This window comes from Pseudomonas sp. SWRI50, from assembly GCF_014269095.1.
GTDB lineage: Bacteria > Pseudomonadota > Gammaproteobacteria > Pseudomonadales > Pseudomonadaceae > Aquipseudomonas > Aquipseudomonas kermanshahensis.
The window spans coordinates 95,969-119,096 of the sequence record NZ_JABWRW010000002.1; the positions used below are offsets into that span (position 1 = coordinate 95,969).

Sequence of the window (23,128 nt, forward strand, 5' to 3'; positions counted from 1 at the left end):
GGTTTCGTTACAAAATGTTCCTCGAGTATCCTTTTGCACCGCACCCTTGTATCGCTAATCTTCAAGATGTCAAAAGTAGAGGATTCATTATTCCGAGTAGCCATGAAAACAACTTCCGTCAGCCTCTGCGTATAGCGCAGTAATAGGTGTCATTGGCGTGTACCATAGTCGGAGATGACAAGTCTTGCGGTTGCCGTTATTGACTTTCCAACTTCAATCTGGAGCGGCCACCTACGCCGCAATGTTGTCCGGGCATGTCGCTGGGCATGATTTGTACTGTGTCCCGTGACACCGTCAGGGCACTGGCTGACGATATGGGGGGGGTGGCGAAAGCATGGGCAGAGATGGACATCAGTCCAACCAAGAAGGTCCCACTCCATGCGCTGTGGTAGGGCGTGGTGCTGTGTCACGGCCGTTCGCTGTGTTCGCTGTCTCTGCTTATCGCGTCGGCGAGTGCCATGGCAGTTGTCCGGCCGGACTGTTGCCTTCATGGCGTTCTGATCAAAGACTGTCCGGGTCGCCAAAGAACATCTGAATCCGCGACCGCAGCCAGCGCTCCGCCGGATCATTATCCTGCGCCCCCCGCCACGCCATGTGCAGTTCGAAACTGCGCACCTCGATCGGCAGGTCCTCAGCCCGCAACCCCCCGGCAGCCGTCAACGCATCCGCCGTGTAATCCGGCACCGTGGCAACGATGTCGGTACCCGCCAGCAAACTCCCCAGCCCATTGAACTGCGGCACCGCGAGCACCACATGGCGCTTGCGGCCTATCTCGTCCAGGGCTTCGTCGATGAAACCGGACAGGTCACCGGCAAACGACACCAGGGCGTGCGGCCGGGCGCAGAAGTCGTCCAGGGTGATGCTGCCGGGCACACTGTCGGCGCGCAGCAGTTTCGGCTTGCTGCGGCGCAGCACCTTGCGCTTGGCATTGGCTGGCAGCTCGCTGGTGTAGCTCACGCCCACCGAGATTTCCCCCGAGGCCAGCAGCGTTGGCATCAGCAAGTAGTTGACCCGGCGTACCACCAGCACAATACCCGGTGCTTCGGCACGGATGCGTTTAAGCAGTTGCGGCAGCAAGGCGAATTCGGCGTCGTCCGACAGGCCGATGCGGAACACCGCGTTGCTGGTGGCGGGGTCGAACTCGGCCGCGCGGCTGACAGCGGTAGAGATCGAGTCCAGCGCCGGGGAGAGCAGGGCGAAGATTTCATGTGCCCGCGCCGAGGGCTCCATACTGCGGCCGGTGCGCACGAACAGGGGGTCGTCGAACAGGTTGCGCAGGCGCGACAGGGCCGCGCTGATGGCCGGCTGGCCGAGGAACAGTTTCTCGGCAGCACGGGTCACGCTACGCTCGTGCATCAGCGTTTCGAACACGATCAGCAGGTTGAGGTCTACACGACGCAGGTCGTTTCGATTCATCGGTGCGCTTCGCCTAAAGTGGGGCAGGGGTGAATCTTAAGGCCAAAGGCTGTTACCCTGCACCGATTTCCGGGGGCCAATTCAGATGAATGTCAGGTGCCCAATCGATGACAAGCATGTCGACTATTAATGACCACTGATGGTCTAACGGCCAAAGCCCGGATAAAGTCCGTGGTAATAGAGGTTCACAAGGCGAGGTATGCGATGTCCCGCATGATCCGTTTCCACAAGTTCGGTGCAGCCGATGTGCTCCGTTGCGAAGAGCAGGCCGAACCGTCGCCCGCCGCCGACGAGGTGCAGGTCCGCGTCGAGGCGATCGGCGTCAGCTGGTATGACGTGCTCTGGCGTCAGAACCTGGCACCGTCCCAAGCCCGCCTGCCGGCGGGAATCGGCCATGAGATGGCGGGTGTGGTGACGGCTGTCGGTGAAGGGGTCGAGGATATTGCGGTCGGTGACCGGGTCGCCAGCTTTCCGGCCACCAGCGCCAATGATCACCCGGTCTATGGCGACGTGATCGTGTTGCCGCGTACAGCCATCACCCGCTACCCGGCTATCCTCACGCCGATCGAAGCCAGCGTGCATTACACGCCGCTGTTGATTGCCTACTTCGCGTATGTCGACCTGGCCCGCGCCAAGGCAGGGCAAACCGCGTTGGTGACCGATGCCAGCCACTGCGCCGGGCCTGCGTTCGTGCAGCTGGGCAAGGCGCTGGGGTTGAAGGTGTTTGCGGCCACCAAGGAGCCTGAACAGCGCGACTACCTGTTGGGCCTGGGGGCGGACAAGGTAATTGTCACCGAAGAGCAGGACCTGCTGCTGCAGGTTGGCAAATACACCGACGGGCGTGGCGTGGACATGGTTCTCGATGGCATGGGTGGGCCGCAGATGTCGCTGCTTGGCGATGTGCTCGCGCCTCGTGGCAGCCTGGTGCTGTACGGCCTGCAAGGCGGCAACCAGACACCGTTCCCGGCCTGTGCGGCGTTTCAGAAGAACATCCAGTTCTATGTGCACTGTATCGGCAACTTTACCGGCAAGCCGGAGCTGGGTATCAGCCAGGACCAGGTCGCGCTGCAGCGGGCGCTGCGGGATATCAACCAGTTCACCGCCGATCAGTTGCTGACCCCGCAGATCATCAAGGTGTATCCGTTCGATCAGGTGGTCGAGGCGCATCGGTACATGGATGAATGCCCGTGTGGCGGGCGGGTGGTACTGGACATGGCACAGCCTTCCTGAAGGGGGCGTTGAAGACCACAAGAACCCGGGCAACGTCCCGGGTTTTTTGTGCGTGGGCGGGTGCAATGCCCAAATGCTATATCCATAAAAAATCAGACGCATCCTACAATTAAAAAGTACGGAGACTACATATTTTAAGTGTTTGCTTTTAATTGTCGTAATATCTTGGAAGGAAATTCAAGTTGAATACTTGCGGCCCCCGGAGCATTGTGTATTCCCATGCTTGCTGAATGGTTTTTTTACGCTGATCTGTATCTTCTATTCGATATCCAACGCTCGATAATGGCCCAGTGATAGTTGGCGCAAGGAGCGTGGAATGAGCATGGCTATGCCCGAGTTAGGGCAGCGTATGGCAGCAGCCGGTCATCGGTGCGGCGCATTTTTTTCGATGGCTTGGCGACAGAGCAGTTCACGTCATTATTTCCCGTAGTTTGTAGGAAATTTCTTCAGGAAGGACGCATTGCACTGTTTGCAGTTGCCGGTGTGATGGATACATGAAGTTGATGAGGTGATTACGTGGGCGCTATACACGATCAGGCGATGCACTATATCTACCAGCAAGTGCTCGAGCGCTTGTTGAGCCATATGTCCCAGGCGCAACGTGCCTCCTTGCAGTTGCTGATTCAGCGATTGCTGGTGGCTGCCGGTGGGCCCGAATACATTGGCACGTTCCGTTTGCTGGTGCTGCAAGGGGCTGATCGGCGCAGTGCCCACCTGTTGGCCACCTTGCGTGCCGCCCAGTTGAGTATCGCCTTGCGTGCACCTGTGACGTTTCAGTTGCGGGTACTGGTGGTCAACCTGCCTGCTGCCGGCAGTACCGTGCTGGAAAACCATGAACGCAGCTTCAATGCCTTGTTCATGCAGGATGACCCGCGGGTGCAACTGCAGATGACCGAAGGCTGCGAAGTCGTGCCTTTCAGCCGTCGGCAGTCGGCTGCACCGGAGCGCTGGGCACTGGCGCGCAATGCCATGCTGATGTTCGGCCACGGGGTCGATGCCAGGCCCGAAGCCCTGCTGGGCAGCCGGCTGCACCTGGAGCTGGCGGGCGCAGTGGGCCTTGCGCTGCAGGCGCAGCCGCGGGCCGATGTGCTGATTACTGCCGTACCTGCACGCCAGCGCCGCCGCTACCTGGCCTGGGCGCGGCGGAGCCTGCGCCTTGCAGGGGAGCGTGGCCCCCACGTCGTGCACCAGTGCCTGTCGGCATTGGCCAATGGGCTGGGCAGGTTACATGGGGTTGCCGGCTCACCCCTGGAGCGCGCAGACGCTTCAAGCAGCATGGCAACCGAGGAGGCGCCCTTACGTGTAATCGCCATCGACGACCTGCTGCCACACCTGCTTGAGGACGAGCAGTTCGATCACATGCTGGGCTGCTGCTTCGATGCGGCCCAGGACGCTTGGCCCTTGGCGGCCTTTGTCGATTCGCGGGCCGTGGCGCAACTGCACGATTTGCGCGCGCGCAGCCTCGAGCCGCTGGTCCATCGGCCGGCACTACGCTTGGCAAGCCCCAGCAGCGACGGCGGGCAGCGCGAGCCAACCTCCGCGCACCTGGGCAAACCCTATGGCATCAGCCAGACCCAACTGGTGTGCCTGCTGTTCAGCCCTTTCGCCCGGCAGGGAAAAGGCCTTGAGCGTTTTTTAAGATGCCGTCATCCCGACATGTTGGTGGCGTTGCCCTACCTGCACCGGGCCTTGCAGGGTAAGCCGTGCCCCGAGGCGGTGAAGGACTGGCTGGTGAACACCAGCGGCCTGGCGCTGGTACCGTTGCGGGCGATCTATGAGGGGGGCCTGCAACCGTCGTCGAGGCGCTTGATGGCCAACCTGGCTCGCCGCGATGTGCACCTGAAGTGGCTGCCGCGCCCGCCCGCTGCAGGAAGGCCCGCCTTTGAGGGCTTGCCCTGATGGGCCGATCGGTACCGGGCGACTACGCCTATCGGAAGGTGTACCGCTACCTTGAAGCGCTGATCGATGAGGCACAAGGCCGTGAGCCATGGCGCTTGCCGTCGTTACGCACGCTTTCGCGGCGCTTGCGCGTATCGCTGGCCACTGTGCAGAGCGCCTACAGCTTGCTGGAGGATGAGGGCCGTGTGCATTGCGTGCCGCGGTCCGGTTACTTCGTGCGCGCCCACGCTGGCGGCTCGCCGGTGCAAGCGGTGGCTGGGCCATGGCATGTGCCGGCTCACTCGATGCTGGAGCGGTCGCTGTTTACCCATGAGCGGCGCCTGGCACGTCAGCGTGCGCGTGGCACCGCCCCGGTGGAAGAGGTCGGCGGTGCTCGTCTGCGCAATGCGTTGGCCGAGCGCTATACCCGTTCCTCCACCCATTACTGGCGTGCCGAGGAGGTGCACCTTGCCCCTGACGTGCAGGCATTGGTGGAAGTGCTGCTGGCGGCGTTGGCCTTGCGTGGCGCCACCGTGCTGGTGCAATCGCCGTGCTCCTGGCCGGTGCTGCGCGCCTTGCAGCGCTGCGGCATGCGTGTGCTGGAGGTACCGTTGAGCAACAGCGGCACGGCGGATTTGCAGGCGTTGGCACGGCTGCTCAGTGCCGAGCCGGTGGGTATGCTGATCATGCCATCGTGCCTCAGCCTGCCCCAGGGCAGGCTGATGTCGCAGCATGACCAGCAGCAGATTGGCCAACTGCTTGGCGACCACCCGGTGTGGTTGCTGGAAAGCGACCTGGACAGCGAGCTGTGTTACAGCGGGCCACCGAATGCGCGCCTGCGCGACTGGGTCGACCCGCGCTGGCTGTTGGTGATGGGGTCGTTCGAGGCCGCAGTGGGGGGCGAAGCGCCTTATGCCTATGTGATGGGGCGTCATGCCGGCTTGGCCGAGGCGTTCGCCCAGCGTGCGTTTCAGCTGGCGCCGTTGCGGCTGCAGGCACTTGCTCACCTGCTTGGCAAAGGTGAAATCGAGACCCAGCTGGCGCGGCTGCGGGCAGAACTGCAACGGCGCATGGCGTGCTTTAGCCGGCAACTCAAGCTTGAGCTGGGCGAACACGTGACGTTCGACATGCCCGAGGGCGGCTGGACCCTGTGGTTGCGCTCCCGCTGGCCGCTGCGACTGGGTGACGTGGTAGCGGCGTTGTCAGGTACCGACCTGCGCGTGGTCCCAGGCGGGCAGCACAGCGCGGAGGTACGTCATCAGCAATACCTGGCACTGACCTGGGTGGGCGAGGATCCTGATGCATTGCAGCATGCTCTGGAAAAGCTGGCTCAAGCGCTGGAGCTGCGCTGCGGCCGGCCAATAGGGCAGCGCGGCTCGCAGCACTTGAGATGAGGGCGAGCTACTGCTCCTGCCCCTGACGCAAACGGGTGCTGATCAGTGCCGCCACCACCAGCATCGAAGCAATGATCCACAAGCCGTTGCGGGTGCTGCCGGTGGCCTGTTCGATCAGGCCCATCACCGACGGCCCTACAAACCCACCAAACAGGCCGCAGGTAGTGACAAAGGCCAGGCCCGCCGCCAGTGCGTTACCGCTCAGGCGGCTGGATGGGAAGACGAAGATGATCGACTGCACCACGAACAGCATCAAGGCGGTCAACGAAAAGCCAATCAAGCCAATGAAGGAGTTGGACAGCGAAGCAAGCAGCAACCCGGCCGACATGGTCAGCAGGCCAAAGAACAGTAGGGTACGGCAACGGCTGGGCGAGGTCGCCAGGCGTGGGAATGTAGCGGCGCCGATGGCGGCGGCGATCCAGGGTACCGAGGTCAGCAACCCGACCTGGAAGGGCGACAGCGCGGCATAGGTGCCGATGATGCCTGGCAAGAAGAAGATCACGGTGTAGATGGTGATCTGGTGCACAAAATACACCGCAATCGCCAACCAGATCTGCTTGTCGCGAAACATTTGCCCCAGCTTGCTCTGTTGCGGCGCTGCAGCCCGTTCGGCACTCAGGCGACGCTCGATGTCCTGGGCATCGGCAGCGGACAGCCAAGGTGCCGACGCGGGGCCATCGGGCAGCTTCTTCCACACCACATAGGCCAGCGCCACTGCAGGCAGGCCTTCAAGCACGAACAGCCATTGCCAGCCGTGCCAGCCCAGCACGCCGTCCATTTCCAGCAGCGCGCCGCCCAGCGGCCCACTGAGGATGTTCGCCAGGCACACACCCAGCAGGAAGTAGCCGGTGGCGCGCGCACGCTGTTCGCGGTCGAACCAGTACGTCAGGTACAGCATGACGCCGGGGAACAGGCCGGCCTCGGCCACCCCGAGCAGCAGGCGCATGATGTAGAACGAGGTTTCCCCCTGGACGAACGCCATGCCCGCTGACAGCAGGCCCCAGGTGATCATGATGCGGGTGATCCAAAAGCGTGCGCCCACCCGGTGCATGATCAGGTTGCTGGGCACTTCGGCCAGGGCATAGGTGAGGAAAAACAGGCCGGCACCCAGGCCGTAGGCCGCCGCCGACAGGCCCAGGTCGATGCCCATGCTGGCCTTGGCCAAGGCGATGTTGGTGCGGTCGAGGAAGCTCATCACGTAGACGACGATAAGCAGTGGCATCAATTTGCGCAGCAACAGGCCGTTCAGGCGCTGTTCGGTAGCGACGGCAGGCGCGGTGGCCGCTGTCGTGCCGGTGAGGATTGTCATTGTTTTTTTCCCCGTGATAAGTGCTGGTGGTGTGCCGCGCTTGCGGCGGCACACCCAGGTCGGTAGGTCAGGAACGGTTGATGTCGAGCCACGCCGCGCCGTTGGGGTACTGGTAGCGTTCCAGGGTGTCAGCGTGCATTTCAATGCTGTAACCCGGGCGCTGTGGCGGCATGTAGCGGCCGCGACGGATCACCACCGGGTCGAGGAAGTGTTCGTGCAGGTGGTCGACGTATTCCAGCACCCGGTTGTGCAGCGATGCCGAAACGGCGATGTAGTCGAACAAGGCGATGTTCTGCACATATTCGCACAGCCCGACCCCGCCACCATGCGGGCAGACCGGCACATCGTACTTGGCCGCCATCAACAGCACGATCAGCACCTCGTTCAAGCCACCCAGGCGGGCCGCGTCCAGCTGGCAGAAGTCCAGTGCGCCGGCCTGGAACATCTGCTTGAACATCACCCGGTTGTGGCAGTGCTCGCCGGTGGCCACGCCGATGGGCGCGATGCGCTGGCGGATGGCTGCGTGGCCGAGGATGTCGTCGGGGCTGGTGGGTTCTTCGATCCACAAGGGTTCGAAGGCGGCCAGGCGGCGCATGTTGGCCACCGATTCATCGACGCTCCAGACCTGGTTGGCGTCCATCATCAGGGTGCGTTCCCAGCCGATTTCGTCCCGCAGGATGCTGGCGCGGCGAATGTCTTCTTCCAGGTCGGCGCCGATTTTCTGCTTGATGTGGGTCCAGCCGTCGGCGACCGCTTCGCGGGCCAAGTGGCGCATTTTTTCTTCGCTGTAGCCGAGCCAGCCGGGGGCGGTGGTGTAGCCGGGGTAGCCTTCGCGCAGCATTTGCGCTTCGCGCTGGGCCTTGCCTGGCACCTGACGGCGGAGCAGGGTGATGGCTTCCTCGGGGGTCAGCACGTCGGTGACGTAGCTGAAGTCCAGGCAGCGCACCAGTTGCTCTGGGGTCATGTCGGCCAGCAGCTTCCACACCGGTTTGCCTTCGTGCTTGGCCCACAGGTCCCACACGGCGTTGATGATGGCGGCGGTGGCCAGGTGGATCACGCCTTTCTCGGGGCCAAGCCAGCGCAACTGGCTGTCACCCACCGTGAAACGGTGCCAAAACGCGCCCATGTCGGCGGTGATTTCTTCCAGGGTCAGGCCGACGATCATCGGTGCCAGCGATTGCACCGCCGCCGCGCAAATTTCGTTGCCGCGGCCAATGGTGAAGGTCAGGCCATGGCCTTCGAGGGCGTCGGCGTCGGTGTGCAGCACGACGTAGACAGCCGAGTAGTCAGGGGCGCTGTTCATGGCGTCGGAGCCGTCCAGCGACAGCGAAGTCGGGAAGCGGATGTCACGGACGCTCAGGTGGGTAATGCGTATGCTCATGGCGGACTCTTGTTCTGGTCAGGCAGTGGGAGACTCGACTGTAGGTTGTCGAGCGATACAGGCATAATCGCCAATTCCTAAGTAGGGATATCGGAATTGATATGTCTCAAATGCCCGCAGACAGCCCAGCGCTGCCGCAAAACCTTGGCACATTGAAGATCTCCAGCCGCCAGATCACCTTGCTCAACGCCCTGGGCGAGTTCGGCAACCTGCGCCGTGCCGCCACGGCGATGCACACCACGCAACCGGCAGCCAGCCTGCTGCTGCAGCAACTGGAAGAACGCCTGGGCGTGCGCCTGTTCGAGCGCCTGCCGCGTGGCATGCAGCCAACGCTGTATGGCGAGGTAATGATCCGCTACGCGCAGAACGCGCTGCACGAGTTCGAACATGCCCAGGCACAGATCGCCGAATTGGCGCGCGGTGCCTTGGGCCTGGTGCGGGTGGGCAGTGTGATGGGGCCGGTGCCCGGTTTGCTGACCAAGGCGGTGCTGGCCTACAAGCGCGATCACCCCAAGGTGCGTATCTCGCTCGAAGTCGGCACCAGCGATACCTTGTTGCCGGCGCTGCTGCGCGGTGATTTCGACATGGTGGTCGGGCGCCTGCCCGACCAGAGCGACAGCCAGGACCTGAACATCGAACTGTTCGAGGGCGGTGAGCAAATGCGCGTCATCGCCCGCGCCGGCCACCCCTTGGCCGACGCCAAGGCGTTGCAACTGGCCGACCTGGTGGCCCTGACCTGGATCCTGCACCCCATCGGCAGCCCCATGCGCCGCCGGGTCGAAAGTGCCTTGCAGGCGGGCGGCATGGTGCAGTCGCTGGACATTGTCGAAACCGCCTCGATCCTGGCCACCACCGCGATGTTGGAGGCGTCCGAGATGATTGCGGTGGTGCCCAACGATGTGGCCGAGCATTATGCGCGCTACGGCATGGTCGCCATCCTGCCGGTAGAGCTGCCGATCTCGATGGCCAACCTGGGCTTGCTGACCCTGCGCTCGCGGCCCAACTCTGTGGCCTTGGACAGGTTGCTGCAGTACCTGCGCACGCAATAGCCCTGCCTTTACACCTTTTCGAGGTTGCCCTCTGATGCCGTCGGACATTACCCACTCCAGCTTTTGCAACTGGGTCCGCTACAAGCACCTGGTGCTGATCGACACCCTGGCACGCACCCGCAACATGCACGCCACCGCCACGCGGATGAACCTCAGCCAGCCGGCGCTGAGCAAAATGCTGCGTGACCTGGAGGAGCAGTTTGGCTTCGCCTTGTTCGAGCGCCTGCCACGCAGCATGCCGCCCACCGAGCTTGGCGAGTATGTGGTGCGCTACGCCCAAGGGGTGCTGGGCGACTCGCAGCAGTTTGTCGACCAGGTCAACCGGCTGCGCAAGGGCGGGCACGGGTTCATCCGGGTGGGTGGCATTTTTGCGGCCACCCCCGTGGTGCTGCCTCAAGCCATTGCCGCCATCAAGGCACGCAGCCCGTTGCTCTCGATCGAAGTGGTCGAGCACTCCAGTGACCACCTGTTGGCCATGCTGGAGCAGAACAAACTCGACATCATGATCGGCCGCTTCACGGAAGAACGCTTCAGTCAGCTGTTCGACTATCAGCCCCTGGAGCCTGAGCCCTTCAGCCTGGTGGTCAACAGCCGCCACCCCCTCAATGCGCTGGCCAGCACCCCGGTGGAGGCACTGGGTGAGTGGCCCTGGGTGCTTTACCCCGTGGGCACGCCAATTCGCAATCGCCTGGAGCAGGCCTTCAGGGTGGCCGGAATTGCCACACCGGCGGACAGCGTCGAGACCATCTCGATGCCGATGTTCCTGCAGTTGCTGCAATCGGGCCCGATGATCGCGATGCTGCCCAGGTCGATGGTCGCCGCACAGCTGAGCAGCGGCCAGTTCAAGGAACTGCAGAGCCCCTTGCACCTGCCCGCGCTGGAGTACGGCATCGTTACCCGCAAGGACGAGCCGCTGACCCCGTCGGCCCACGCGTTCGTCGAGATTCTGCTCGACTTCGCGCAGCAACGACGTACCGCGCAGGGCACAACAAGCGATTGATAAATCGCCACCGATAGATGGTATTGATAACCCTGGGTTATCGCGTGATCGGATCATCTCATTGGGAATGTTGCGCAAGGCTTCTTACAGTGGTTGCAGATTCGCCCGGTATCGAACGGGCGACGCCATAACAAGAAGTCAGCCGCACCGCCTTGAGAGGTCTCATGCAACTGATTGCCCGCTCTGGTGACCTTGCCGTCATCCGCCTCAACCCGCTGGACAACGTTCTCATCGCCCGCCAGGCCTTGCCTGAAGGTTTGCACCTCGACGCAGAAGGGATCATCGTCCGCCAGGCGATCCCCTCAGGCCATAAAGTCGCCACTCAGCGCGTGGAGCAGGGCCAGCCCCTGCGCCGCTACGGCCAGATCATCGGTTTTGCTTCACAGGCCATCGACGCCGGCGACCATGTTCACGTGCACAACGTGCAGATGGGTGATTTTGCCCGCGACTATGCTTTTGGCGTCGATGCCCGCAGCACGCCGGTCGCTGAGGCGGTGTTCCAGGGCATTGTGCGTGCCGATGGCCGGGTAGCCACCCGCAACTACATTGGCATTCTCACCTCGGTGAACTGTTCGGCGACCGTGGCCCGGGCCGTGGCCGACCATTTCCGCCGTGACATCCACCCCGAAGCGCTGGCCGACTACCCGAATATCGACGGTGTAGTGGCCTTGACCCACGGTGCCGGCTGCGCAGTAGACCCTTCCGGTGAAGCCTTGGGCCTGTTGCGTCGGACCTTGGCTGGCTATGCCGTACACCCCAATTTCGCGGCCGTGCTGATCATCGGCCTGGGTTGTGAAACCAACCAGATCGAAAGCCTGCTGGAGACCCAAGGGCTTACCACCAGCACGCAACTACGCGCCTTCACCATCCAAGGCATTGGCGGCACCTCGAAGACGATCGCTGCTGGCATTGAGCAGGTCAAGGCGCTGTTGGCCCAGGCCAACCAGGTAGAACGCGAGCCGGTCAGCGCCCGCCACTTGATCGTTGGCCTGCAGTGCGGCGGCTCCGATGGCTACTCGGGGATCACCGCCAACCCCGCGTTGGGCAATGCCGTCGACCGCCTGGTGGCGGCCGGTGGCACCGCGATTCTGTCTGAAACACCGGAAATTTATGGCGCCGAGCACCTGCTGACCCGTCGCGCCGTAAGCCGCGAAGTCGGCGAGAAGCTGGTGGCACGCATCCACTGGTGGGAAGACTACTGCCAGCGCATGAACGCTGAACTGAACAACAACCCGTCGGCCGGCAACAAGGCGGGCGGCCTGACCACCATCCTCGAGAAGTCGCTGGGTGCGGTGGCCAAGGCCGGCTCCAGCAACCTGGTCGACGTCTACCAGTACGCCGAAGCGGTACGCGCCCATGGGCTGGTGTTCATGGACACGCCGGGCTACGACCCGGTCTCGGCCACCGGCCAAGTCGCAGGCGGCGCCAACCTGATTGCCTTCACCACCGGCCGCGGTTCGGCCTACGGCTGCGCCCCGGCGCCGTCGATCAAGCTGGCGACCAACAACCGGGTGTTCGAGCACCAGGAAGAGGACATGGACGTCAACTGCGGTGGCATCGCTGATGGCTCCACCAGCATCGAAGAGCGTGGCGCGTACATCTTCGAACAGATGCTGCGCATCGCCTCCGGCGCGCGCAGCAAAAGCGAACAGCACGGCTATGGGCAGAACGAGTTCGTACCCTGGCAGATCGGCGCCGTGACCTGATCGACAGCCCACTCCCGAATTTGAGGCAACCTTTTATGCACGTTAGCGGACACAACTTCATTGCCGGCCAGCGCAGCGCGCTGGGCCAAACCCTGGTCTACAGCGTGGACGCCCACACCGGCGAGCGCCTGCCCGGCGGTTTCTATCAGGCCACCTTGGCCGAAGTCGACAACGCCGTGGGCGCGGCCTCGGCGGCTTTCCCGCTGTTTCGTAACCTGCCAGCGGTGCGCCGCGCCGAGTTCCTGGAGGCCATTGCCGACGAACTCGACGCCCTCGGCGAAGACTTCATTGCCTTGACCTGCCAGGAAACGGCCTTGCCTACTGCGCGAATCCTGGGCGAGCGGGGGCGTACCAGCGGGCAGATGCGCCTGTTCGCCCAGGTGCTGCGCCGTGGCGACTTCTATGGCGCCCGCATCGACCAGGCCCTACCTGAGCGCACGCCGTTGCCCCGCCCAGACTTGCGCCAGTACCGCATCGGTGTGGGCCCGGTGGCGGTGTTCGGCGCCAGCAATTTCCCGCTGGCGTTCTCCACAGCGGGTGGCGATACCGCAGCAGCCCTGGCGGCCGGTTGCCCGGTCGTCTTCAAGGCCCACAGCGGCCATATGGCCACTGCCGAACGCGTAGCTGAAGCGTTGATTCGTGCCGCTGAACGGACGGGCATGCCAGCCGGTGTGTTCAACATGATCTTCGGCGGCGGGGTTGGCGAGGCCTTGGTCAAGCACCCCGGCATCCAGGCAGTCGGGTTTACCGGGTCGCTCAAGGGCGGGCGTGCGCTGTGCGACATGGCGGCGGCACGGCCGCAGCCGATTCCGGTGTTCGCCGAAATGTCGAGCATCAACCCGGTGCTGGTGCTGCCCCAGGCCTTGGCCTCGCGCGGTGCGCAACTGGCCAAGGACCTCACCGCGTCGGTGGTGCAGGGCTGTGGCCAGTTCTGCACCAACCCGGGCTTGGTCCTGGGCATTCGCTCCCCAGCGTTCAGTGCCTTTGTCGAGCAGTTGGCCGGGCACATGGCAGAGCAAGCGCCGCAGACCATGCTCAACGCTGGCACCCTGGGCAGCTATGGCAAGGGCTTGCAGGCCTTGATTGCCCACCCTGGGGTCAAGCGGTTGAGTGGCCAGGTGCAACACGGTAACCAGGCTCAACCGCACCTGTTCGAGGCTGATGTCAGCCTGCTGCTGGAGCAGGACGAGCTGCTTCAGGAAGAAGTGTTCGGCCCGTGCACAGTGGTGGTTCAGGTTGCCGATGAAGCCGAGCTGACGCGCGCGGTGGCAGCCTTGCGCGGCCAACTGACCGCCACGTTGCTGGCGGACGATGCCGACCTGGCGGCCTACGGCTACTTGCTGGGTGCGTTGGAAGTGAAGGTGGGTCGCGTGCTGCTCAATGGCTACCCCACCGGGGTCGAGGTGTGCGATGCCATGGTCCACGGCGGCCCATACCCGGCCACTTCGGACGCCCGCGGCACCTCGGTCGGCACCCTGGCCATCGACCGCTTCCTGCGCCCGGTGTGCTACCAGAACGTGCCTGACGCCTTGCTGCCCGCCGCCCTGCAGAACGCCAACCCGTTGGGCATCCAGCGCCTGGTGGACGGCAAGCCCAGCACCGCAGCCCTGAACTGACCGTGGAGTGACAGGCATGACGCAAACCAAACGGTATGACGTGCAGGCGCTAACCCGGTTCGTCGAGCAACTGTTTGAAAAAGCCGGTGCCGATGCCGAGGTCGCCCAAGTGGTGACCCAGGTATTGCTCGAAGGCGAACTGCTAGGCCATCGCACCCACGGCCTCAACCTGGTCAGCCGCTATATCGGCGGCATGCTCAGCGGGCAGGTCAAGGCGCAGGCCCAGGCGCTGGAGCAGGTGTCGGACAGCGGCATTTCCAGTCTTTTCGACGGCCATTACGTACTTGGCCCGTACTGTGTCAGCCGGGCCCTCGACTGCGCGGCCAAAGGTGCCAGCGCACAGGGCATCGGCATTGCCGTGGTGCGCCGGGCCGCGCACATCGGCTGCCTGGCGGCTTACCTCAAGCCTTATACCGACCGTGGCCTGGTGGCCATGGTGTATTCCTCGGACCCGTCCGTGGGGCTGGTCTGTGCCCATGGCGGGGTCGACCCGGTGTTCACGCCCAACCCGATTGCCGCCGGCATACCGACCCAGGGTGAGCCGATCCTGCTGGACGTGAGCATGTCTACGGTGACCCTCGGCCTGGTCGGGCAGTGCCGTGATACCGGCAGCCGGCTGCCGCACCCGGTGCTGATGAGCAACGATGGCCACCTGAGCGATGACCCGCGTGACTTCTTCACCACGCCCCAGGGCAGCATTCTGCCACTGGGTGGTCAGGCCTTTGGCCACAAGGGCTTTGCCCTGGCAATCCTGGTCGAGGCACTGACCTCGGCATTGGCCGGCCATGGCCGCAAGGACGCCCCGGACCAGTGGGGCGCGTCGGCCACCGCGGTGGTCATCGACCCGCGCTTTTTCGGCGGCTTGCAAGCGTTTACCGACGAAACCAGCTTCCTCGGCCGGTTGATCGTGGCCAGCCGACCGGTAGACCCCGAGCGCCCGGTGCGCCTGCCTGGGCAAGCCGGCCTGGCGTTGCGCCGGCAAGCCTTGACGCAGGGCCTGAGCCTGTCGCAGCCAGTGCTCGACGACCTCGACCGGCTGGCCGAGCAGTTGCAGCTGGCGACCCGTTCGCAGGCGCTTTCCCAATGAATGACAATGACAACAAGGGTGCACCCATGACAGACCAATCGAATGCCAACCAGCCACTGCCGCTAAGCCACGACCTTGCCGTGTTCGACACCGGCAGCTGGGTGGGGCGCGTCTGGCTGCCGGATCAAGGCCCCGCCGTGGTGCTTGTCAAGGCCGGCGCCGTGCACGATATCAGCGCCCATGTGGCGACGGTTTCGGCCCTGCTGGAAGTGGCCGACCCGGTGGCCTACCTACGTGCGTTGCCTTTGCCCGACGCGTTGATCGAGTTGCCGGCGCTGCTGGCCAACAGCGACCCTGGCCAGCGTGACGCGCGCTTGCCTTGGCTGTTGGCACCGATCGACCTGCAAGCGGTGAAGGCCGCCGGTGTCACCTTCGCCGCCAGCTTGCTGGAGCGAGTGGTGGAGGAGCAAGCCAAGGGCGACCCGGCCAAGGCCGATGCCATCCGCGATACGCTGGCCAGCCGCATCGGTGCGGACCTCTCCCAGATCATCCCGGGCTCTGCCCAGGCCGAAGCGCTGCGCAAGGTCCTGGTGGAGCAGGGCCTGTGGTCGCAATACCTGGAGGTGGGCATCGGCCCGGATGCCGAAGTCTTCACCAAGGCGCAGCCACTGTCGGCGGTCGGGCATGGTGCCGACATCGGTATCCACCCCAAGTCGAGCTGGAACAACCCGGAGCCGGAAGTGGTACTGGCGGTGTCGAGCGACGGCAGCATCAAGGGCGCCATGCTCGGCAACGATGTCAACCTGCGCGACTTCGAGGGGCGCAGTGCCTTGCTGCTGTCCAAGGCCAAGGACAACAACGCCTCCACCTCGCTGGGGCCATTGCTGCGCCTGTTCGACGAGAGCTTCAGCCTGGACGATGTGCGTAACGCCGAAGTGGACCTGCGTGTCGAGGGCCAGGACGGCTTCATCCTGTCCGGCCGCAGCTCCATGCGCCAGATCAGCCGCGACCCCCAGGACCTGGTGCAGCAGACCCTCAACGAAAACCACCAGTATCCCGACGGTCTGGTGCTGTTTCTCGGTACCCTGTTCGCGCCCAAGCAGGACCGCGACCAGCCAGGCAACGGTTTTACCCACAAGCCCGGCGACCTGGTCGCCATCAGCAACGCGCAATTGGGCACCCTGTGCAACCGTGTCACCACCAGCGACCTCGCGCCGCAGTGGGGCTTCGGCCTGCGTGCGCTGATCGACAGCCTGAGCCGGCGCGGCCTGCTCGAGGCGGCGGTAACTGCGCGTCAACCTTGAGGGTTGCCGCACCAAGGATGAACGCAACAGGACCGACGGATCGCCAAGGCGCTGAAGGCGCCGCAACAATAATAATAAAGGCCACCCAATGAACCCTATGAAGAAGTATCAGCGCCTCACCGTTGTCTTCCTGCTGTTGATTGGCATCGTCAACTACCTGGACCGTAGCGCGCTGTCGATCGCCAACACCTCGATCCAGAAAGACATGATGATCAGCCCCTCGCAGATGGGCATTCTGTTGTCGGCCTTCTCCATTGCTTATGCCTTTGCCCAGTTGCCAATGGGTATGATCATCGACCGCCTGGGCAGCAAGATCGCCCTCGGCGCCTCGTTGCTGGCCTGGTCGGTGGCCCAGGCCACCTTTGGCATGGTCAGCAGCTTTGCCGGTTTCATGGGCTTGCGCGTGTTGCTGGGGATTGGCGAGGCGCCGATGTTCCCTTCGGCGGCCAAGGCCTTGTCGGAATGGTTCGATGCTAACGAACGCGGCACCCCGACCGGTATCGTCTGGTCCTCGACCTGTCTTGGCCCATGCCTGGCGCCACCCTTGCTGACGCTGTTCATGGTCAATTTCGGCTGGCGCGGCATGTTCATCATCACCGGGTTGATCGGTGTGGTGCTGGCGGTGTGCTGGTTGAGCTTCTACAAGAGCAAGGCGCAGTACCTGGCCGAGCTCGCTGCGCAAGGTAAACCGTTGCCTACCGAGTCCAAGCAGCCGCTGCCTGCGGCCAATCCACAGGCGCCGAAGGTGTCGTACTTTGCGGGTTGGCTCGACTTGTTCAAGCACCGCAGCACCTGGGGGGCGGTACTGGGCTTCATGGGCGTGATCTACATGCTCTGGCTGCACCTGACCTGGCTCCCCGGCTACTTTGAACGTGAGCACGGCCTGGACCTGTACAAGACTGCTTGGGTGGTTTCGCTGGCCTATGGCTTCGGTGCGGCGGGCACGATCGTCGCCGGGCGCTTCTGTGACTTGCTGGTCAAACGCGGCATGAGCATCCTTGGCAGCCGCAAATTCAGCGTGATCACCGGCCTGGTGCTGGCGGCGCTGTTCACCTTGCCGCTGTCCTTCGTCAGTGGCCTGACCGGCTGTGTGGTACTGCTGTGCCTGGCGCTGTTCAGCATCAACATGGCCAGTGCCACCGCGTGGATGATCGTCAACACCATCGTCGACAGCCCGCGGGTGGCGTCGTTTGGCTCGATCCAGAACTTCGGCGGCTACATTGCGGGCTCCGTGGCACCGATCGTCACCGGCTTCAGCATCCAGTACTCGGGTTCGTTCAACACGGCATTCATGATCAGCGCGATCGTGGCACTGTGCTCGGCGGTGGCTTACTTCCTGCTGCTGAAGGCACCGATCGGCAGTGCCAAGGCCGAGGCGGGGCCGATGGTTGGGGTGACCCAGTAACAGCCCTACTGCGCCACTGGACCTACGGCACTTGTCAGGTGTGGGTATCTGTATGTATAACCAGTACCCACATTCACTGCCCGACTTTGCCCCGTGATCGCCCATTCTGTCGACGACCCGTTCTATTACCTGCATAACTTCCGCCAGGTGCTGCTATGGGTCGAGCAGCGCTATGAAGACCTGCTCGATGACCAGGAGCTGGCGTTCATCCAGGCGTTTGCGCAATTGGACGCGCCGGCGCAGGCCTTGATGGTGCGTATGGTCATGCGCAAGGGCGAGCTGTTTCGCAGTGACAAGCTGACCTATGCCGAGATCGGCGACACCGCGCTGGCCTTGCAGCCGTTGCAGGCGTTGGGTTGGGTTCGGGAGCCTGCGCATCTGGAGCTGGAGCAGCTGTTCAGCTTGCTGCGCAAGGACGAACTGGCTTCGTGCTTCGCCGCCCAATTGAGCCGGCCGCGCGCCGCCAAGCACGACTTGCTCGCACAGCTTCAACCCCTGGGGCTAACGGCCAGGCCATTGCAGGCGTGGTTCCCCGGCAGTGACGTGCGCATTTTCCAGTGGTGCCTGCAGCCGCTGTGTGACCGCATGCGCCTGTTGTTCTTCGGCAACCTTTACCAGGACTGGTCGGACTTCGTGCTCGCCGACCTGGGCTTGCTGCGCTACGAGCACGTGCCTTTCAGCACCGATTCGCGCGCCTTGCGCCATCGCGCCGAGGTCGATCTGGCCATGGCCTTGCACCAGTGCGCCGAGCGCCTGGAGCAGGGCGATGATCCGCTGTCGATTCTGGGGGCGATGGCAGGGCTGCACAGTGACAACCCTTGGTTGGCCCGGCGCCATGCGCGCCTGCTGTTTGCCCTGGGCCAGCAATGCGAGCGCCAGGGCGACTGGGACCAGGCCATGGCTGTCTACGGCCAGTGCAGCCATGCGCAAGCGCGAATCCGTCAGGTGCGTGTACTGGAACGTAGCGAACAATGGCCGCAGGCCCATGCACTGGCACAGCAGCTGGCCGCGGCCCCGGCCAATGCGCTGGAGGTGCAGGCGCTCGAACGCATGCTGCCGCGCCTGGCCCGCAAACTTGGCGGCCCGCCACAACGTCGTCAGCGTGCTGCGCCGCTGCATTTGATCGAACTTGAGCTGCCGCGTGAACACGCAGCCCTGGGTGTGGAGGAGGCTGTGCGCCAGCACTTGGCCGAAGCCGGCGGGCAGGTTCATTACGTGGAAAACACACTGTTCAACAGCTTGTTCGGCCTGTTGTGCTGGGAGGCTATTTTCGCGCCGGTACCGGGTGCCTTTTTCAACCCGTTCCAGGCCGCGCCACAAGACCTGCACGACAGCGACTTCCAGCAACGGCGCAGTGCGTTGTTCGACCGCTGCCTGGGGCGGCTCGACGAGGGTAGCCACCGCCAGGCCATTCTCGATTGCTACGCCGCCAAGCACGGCCTGCAGTCGCCGTTCGTGTTCTGGCCGATGCTCAGCGAAGCCTTGCTCGAACAGGCACTGGCCTGCCTGCCGGCCGCGCACCTGAAGCAGTGCTTTCTGCGCCTGTTGCAGGACATCCGCAACAACCGCGCCGGGATGCCTGATCTGATCCAGTTCTGGCCCGAGCAGGGCGGCTACCGCATGGTCGAGGTCAAGGGGCCGGGCGACCGCCTGCAAGACAACCAATTACGCTGGCTAGAGTTTTGCCGTGCCCAAGGTTTGCCCGTTGCAGTGTGCCATGTGCGCTGGAGCGAGGCGGCGTGAGCTACAGCGTGGCGGTGCGTGCCCTGTGCGAGTTCAGTGCCAAGGTTGGCGACCTGGACCTGCGCTTTACCCCGTCGCCCACGGCCCAGGAAGGCATCGAGGGGCACCGTCGGGTAGTGGCGCAGCGTGCGGCCGATTACGAGTCGGAGGTGGCCCTTGAGGGGCAGTTCGAAAGCCTGCGGGTGCGAGGCCGAGCCGACGGTTACGACCCCAGTTGCAACCGCTTGGAAGAGATAAAGACCTACCGCGGCGACCTTACGCGCCAGCCGGCCAACCATCGCCAACTGCACTGGGCCCAGGCCAAGGTCTACGCCTGGTTGATGTGCCAAGCGCGGCAATTGCCGGCCATCGAAGTGGCCCTGGTCTACCTGGACGTGGACAGCGACGGCCAGACGCTGATCAGCGAGCACCACACGGCTGCCGCGCTGCAAGCGTTCTTCGATACCCAGTGCCGCTGCTTTCTGGCTTGGGCGCAGCGTCAGCAAGGCCGACTGGCCGAGCGTGACCGCGATCTGCAGGCGCTGGGGTTTCCCTATGCGCAATTCCGCCAGGGCCAGCGGCAATTGGCCGAGACCCTGTACAAGGCTGTCAGCACCGGCCGATGCCTGATGGCTCAGGCCAGTACCGGTATCGGCAAGACCCTGGGCACCTTGTTCCCGTTGCTCAAGGCGATGGTGCCGCAGCAGCTCGACAAAGTGTTCTTTCTGACGGCCAAGACGCCGGGCCGTGCGCTGGCCCTCGATGCCATGCGCCAGATCACCGATGCCACGCCGCAACCGGCCTTGCGCACCTTGGAGCTGATCGCCCGCGACAAGGCCTGCGAGTACCCCGACAAAGCCTGCCATGGCGAGTCCTGCCCGTTGGCGCAAGGCTTCTACGACCGCCTGCCCGCCGCGCGCGAGGCAGCAGCAGGGGTGCCGTTGCTGGACCGTGCCAGCCTGCGCGAGGTGGCCTTGGCGCATCAGGTTTGCCCTTATTACCTGGGCCAGGAAATGGCCCGCTGGGTCGACCTGGTGGTGGCCGACTACAACTATTACTTCGATGCCCATGCCTTGCTGTTCGGCTTGGCCCAGGCTAACCAATGGCGGGTGGCGGTGCTGGTGGACGAAGCGCACAACTTGGTCGAGCGCGGTCGCGGCATGTACAGCGCCAGCCTCGATCAAAGCCAGTTGCTCGCCTTGCGCCAGAGCAAACCGCAAGGGCTGACCCGTGCGCTGGACCGCCTCAACCGGCAGTGGAACGCGTTGTACAAAGAGCAGCGTGCACCGTATCAGGCCAGCGAGCAGTTGCCGGAGGCCTTCATACGCGCCCTGCAGCAGTGCATCGGGCTGATCCAGGAGCGCATGAATCAGGCACCAGCCGAGGTAGATGCGCAAGTGCTGCAGTTCTTCTACCAGGCGTTGCAGTTCAGCCGGGTGGCTGAATTGTTCGACGAGCATTTCATCTTCGACATCAGCCAGCGCGAAGGCCAGCGCAAGCGGCGCCTGGCCACCCTGTGCCTGCGCAATGTCACCCCGGCGCGGCTGCTGGCCCCACGCATGCAGGCGGCGCGCAGTGTGACGCTGTTTTCCGCCACGCTGAGCCCTCGGCATTTCTACAGCGACTTGCTCGGCATGCCGGCCGACACGGCCTGGTTGGAGGTGGCAGCGCCGTTTCGCGCCGAACAACTCGAAGTACGCATCGCCAGCCAGGTCTCGACCCGTTACCGAGAACGCCAGGCTTCGCTGGCGCCAATCGTCGAGCTGATCGCCGAGCAGTACCAGCGCATGCCCGGTAACTACCTGGCCTTTTTCAGCAGCTTCGAATACCTGCAGCAGGTGGCCGGCTTGCTGGCAGAGCGGCATGCCGACATTCCCCTGTGGGCGCAGGCGGCAGGCATGGATGAAGAGGCGCGTCAGGCATTTCTCGACCGCTTCGTAGCGGATGGCTGCGGGGTGGGTTTTGCGGTGCTGGGGGGCGCGTTCGGGGAAGGGGTCGATTTACCCGGCACGCGCTTGATCGGGGCGTTTGTCGCGACCCTCGGGCTGCCCCAGGTCAACCCCGTCAACGAGCAGTTCAAGCAGCGCCTGGGGCGCCAGTTTGGCGCAGGCTTTGATTACGCCTACCTCTACCCAGGCGTGCGCAAGGTCATTCAGGCGGCGGGCAGGGTCATTCGGGGGGACCAGGACCAAGGCGTGCTGGTGTTGATCGACGAACGCTTTGCCGAACCACGGGTTCAGCAAATGTTTCCCAGTTGGTGGCGGTCGGGCGGTGCGTGACGCTTGCCGCTGCCCTTGGCGCCGTTCACCGCTGGTCAAACTGTGGACGGGTAGGCGGGCTTGGGTTCGTTATGCGGGCGTCAGTTGGGGTAACATTACCCTCCGCGCCGTCTTCAAACCCCTTGAATATCAAGGTGATGGCACTGCTCCAAGCCCGAATGGCCATGCGTTGTCATTTGGGCTTGCTTTCATGTCGAATAGACTCGCTTCACGCTTTGGCTGTCCCCGTACCGGTCCAAGCGTCGCTACAGGATTCACGTTGTGACCGATCTCTCGAAAAATCCGCTGCTGCAGTACATGGCCCGCCTGGCGCCGTCGAGCCAGCAAACCATGCGCTACATCCTTCAGGACGCGGCCGACCGGCTGGGTTTCGTCGACTGCAACCTTGTCGATGTACCGTGGCACTTGCTCGAACCTGGGCATGTGATCGGCTTGGTAGCGGCATTGCGCGAGGATGGGTACGCCCCTAACAGTTCGTCGCTGTATGTGAATGCGGTGCGTGGGGTGATGAACGAGGCGTGGCGCCAGGGCCTGATCGACCATGAGCAGCTGTTGAGGATCCGCGAGGTCAAGCCGGCGACCGGTAGCCGCCTGCCACCGGGGCGCAACCTGCGGCGCAGCCTGATCCGTGAGTTGATGGACGTGTGCGCGGCCGACCCTCGGCCGCAAGGTGTGCGGGACGCGGCGATCATTGCCTTGCTGTACGGCACCGGCATGCGCAAGTCGGAGTCGGTCGACATCGACCTGGACCAGGTCGACTTCGACGCTCGCAGCCTGCAGGTACTGGGCAAGGGCAACCGGCAGTTGATCAAGTATGCGCCGCCTTGGGCGTTCGAAAAGCTGCAGGCGTGGCTGGACCTGCGTCGCAACGATTTGCCGGAGGGGGCAGCGGACGACCCGTTCCTGTTCAACCGCATTCGCCGGGGCAACCACATTACCCGCGCCCGCATCACCAAGCATGCGATCTACTACATTGCGCGCCAACGCGGTGCCCAGGTGGGTGTGAAGATCATGCCCCATGATTTTCGCCGTGCATTCATCACCCGGGTTATTGAAGAGCACGACCTGTCGATTGCCCAGAAGCTCGCGCACCATGCCAATATCCAGACCACGGCCAGTTACGATCGCCGGGATGACAACGAACGGCGGCGGGCGGTAGACCGCTTCGATTACTGAAGCCTCACTGCCTAGCTGTCTGTAGGAGCAGCCTTGTGCTGCGAAGAGGCCGTTGTAAGCAGTGGAGATTGCAGGTGCTTACACCGGCCTCTTCGCAGCACAAGGCTGCTCCTACAAAAAACAAAGCTGATTACATTCGGGCACCGAAACAGGGCCTTCGTGCGCCCTCGCTTTGTGCGCGCCACCCCTGTGTGCCCGATGCCAGAGCGGTCGCGCTGACGATTTCATTTTTGTTC

General features: G+C 63.6%; 16 protein-coding genes. 13 read left to right on the forward strand and 3 right to left on the reverse strand.

Annotation, left to right across the window (positions count from 1 at the left end; translation table 11 throughout):
- Positions 1 to 501 precede the first annotated feature (501 nt).
- Complete coding sequence (locus tag HU750_RS02585) at positions 502 to 1,416, reverse strand: LysR family transcriptional regulator (protein WP_225935653.1); 915 nt, start codon at positions 1,414 to 1,416, stop codon at positions 502 to 504.
- A 204-nt stretch (positions 1,417 to 1,620) separates the two neighbouring features.
- On the opposite strand from HU750_RS02585, the gene HU750_RS02590 reads away from it, so the two are divergent.
- From HU750_RS02590 to HU750_RS02600, 3 genes are all read left to right on the forward strand, one after another.
- The gene (locus HU750_RS02590) at positions 1,621 to 2,646 is read left to right on the forward strand and encodes a zinc-dependent alcohol dehydrogenase family protein (protein ID WP_027594744.1); all 1,026 of its coding nucleotides are present in this window, start codon (positions 1,621 to 1,623) and stop codon (positions 2,644 to 2,646) included.
- A gap of 516 nt (positions 2,647 to 3,162) precedes the next feature.
- Entirely contained in the window at positions 3,163 to 4,545 is a 1,383-nt protein-coding gene (locus HU750_RS02595; RefSeq protein WP_186676406.1) for a hypothetical protein, read from the forward strand.
- Positions 4,545 to 5,918 carry a GntR family transcriptional regulator gene (locus HU750_RS02600; RefSeq protein WP_186676410.1) on the forward strand — a complete coding sequence of 458 codons (1,374 nt, stop codon included), beginning with the start codon at positions 4,545 to 4,547 and terminating at the stop codon, positions 5,916 to 5,918. Before HU750_RS02595 ends, HU750_RS02600 begins: the two co-directional genes overlap by 1 nt.
- Positions 5,919 to 5,925: 7 nt before the next feature.
- Here HU750_RS02600 and HU750_RS02605 read toward each other — a convergent pair whose 3' ends face one another.
- Both HU750_RS02605 and HU750_RS02610 read right to left on the reverse strand, forming a co-directional pair.
- Positions 5,926 to 7,227, reverse strand: coding sequence for an MFS transporter (locus tag HU750_RS02605; RefSeq protein WP_186676413.1), 1,302 nt, complete (start codon positions 7,225 to 7,227; stop codon positions 5,926 to 5,928).
- A 67-nt stretch (positions 7,228 to 7,294) separates the two neighbouring features.
- Positions 7,295 to 8,608: an L-fuconate dehydratase gene (locus HU750_RS02610; RefSeq protein WP_186676415.1), complete on the reverse strand. Its 1,314-nt coding sequence runs from the start codon at positions 8,606 to 8,608 to the stop codon at positions 7,295 to 7,297.
- Between the two features lie 101 nt (positions 8,609 to 8,709).
- On the opposite strand from HU750_RS02610, the gene HU750_RS02615 reads away from it, so the two are divergent.
- From HU750_RS02615 to HU750_RS02660, 10 genes are all read left to right on the forward strand, one after another.
- Positions 8,710 to 9,657 (forward strand): LysR family transcriptional regulator, encoded by a 948-nt coding sequence (locus tag HU750_RS02615; protein WP_099429552.1) that lies wholly within the window; start codon positions 8,710 to 8,712, stop codon positions 9,655 to 9,657.
- 34 nt (positions 9,658 to 9,691) lie between these two features.
- Positions 9,692 to 10,657, forward strand: a complete 966-nt coding sequence (locus HU750_RS02620; protein ID WP_027594750.1) for a LysR family transcriptional regulator — start codon at positions 9,692 to 9,694, stop codon at positions 10,655 to 10,657.
- A gap of 164 nt (positions 10,658 to 10,821) precedes the next feature.
- On the forward strand, positions 10,822 to 12,363 hold the full coding sequence (locus HU750_RS02625) for a D-arabinonate dehydratase (protein WP_099429550.1): 1,542 nt from the start codon (positions 10,822 to 10,824) through the stop codon (positions 12,361 to 12,363).
- Positions 12,364 to 12,398: 35 nt separating this feature from the next.
- Positions 12,399 to 13,979: an aldehyde dehydrogenase (NADP(+)) gene (locus HU750_RS02630; RefSeq protein ID WP_186676417.1), complete on the forward strand. Its 1,581-nt coding sequence runs from the start codon at positions 12,399 to 12,401 to the stop codon at positions 13,977 to 13,979.
- 16 nt (positions 13,980 to 13,995) lie between these two features.
- The gene (locus HU750_RS02635) at positions 13,996 to 15,066 is read left to right on the forward strand and encodes an Ldh family oxidoreductase (RefSeq protein WP_186676418.1); all 1,071 of its coding nucleotides are present in this window, start codon (positions 13,996 to 13,998) and stop codon (positions 15,064 to 15,066) included.
- Positions 15,067 to 15,092: 26 nt separating this feature from the next.
- On the forward strand, positions 15,093 to 16,310 hold the full coding sequence (locus HU750_RS02640) for a fumarylacetoacetate hydrolase family protein (RefSeq protein WP_186676419.1): 1,218 nt from the start codon (positions 15,093 to 15,095) through the stop codon (positions 16,308 to 16,310).
- A 97-nt stretch (positions 16,311 to 16,407) separates the two neighbouring features.
- Complete coding sequence (locus tag HU750_RS02645) at positions 16,408 to 17,715, forward strand: MFS transporter (protein WP_225935727.1); 1,308 nt, start codon at positions 16,408 to 16,410, stop codon at positions 17,713 to 17,715.
- A gap of 93 nt (positions 17,716 to 17,808) precedes the next feature.
- Complete coding sequence (locus HU750_RS02650) at positions 17,809 to 19,458, forward strand: VRR-NUC domain-containing protein (RefSeq protein WP_186676421.1); 1,650 nt, start codon at positions 17,809 to 17,811, stop codon at positions 19,456 to 19,458.
- Complete coding sequence (locus HU750_RS02655) at positions 19,455 to 21,716, forward strand: helicase C-terminal domain-containing protein (RefSeq protein ID WP_186676423.1); 2,262 nt, start codon at positions 19,455 to 19,457, stop codon at positions 21,714 to 21,716. Before HU750_RS02650 ends, HU750_RS02655 begins: the two co-directional genes overlap by 4 nt.
- A gap of 261 nt (positions 21,717 to 21,977) precedes the next feature.
- On the forward strand, positions 21,978 to 22,892 hold the full coding sequence (locus HU750_RS02660; RefSeq protein ID WP_027594757.1) for a site-specific integrase: 915 nt from the start codon (positions 21,978 to 21,980) through the stop codon (positions 22,890 to 22,892).
- Positions 22,893 to 23,128 lie beyond the last annotated feature (236 nt).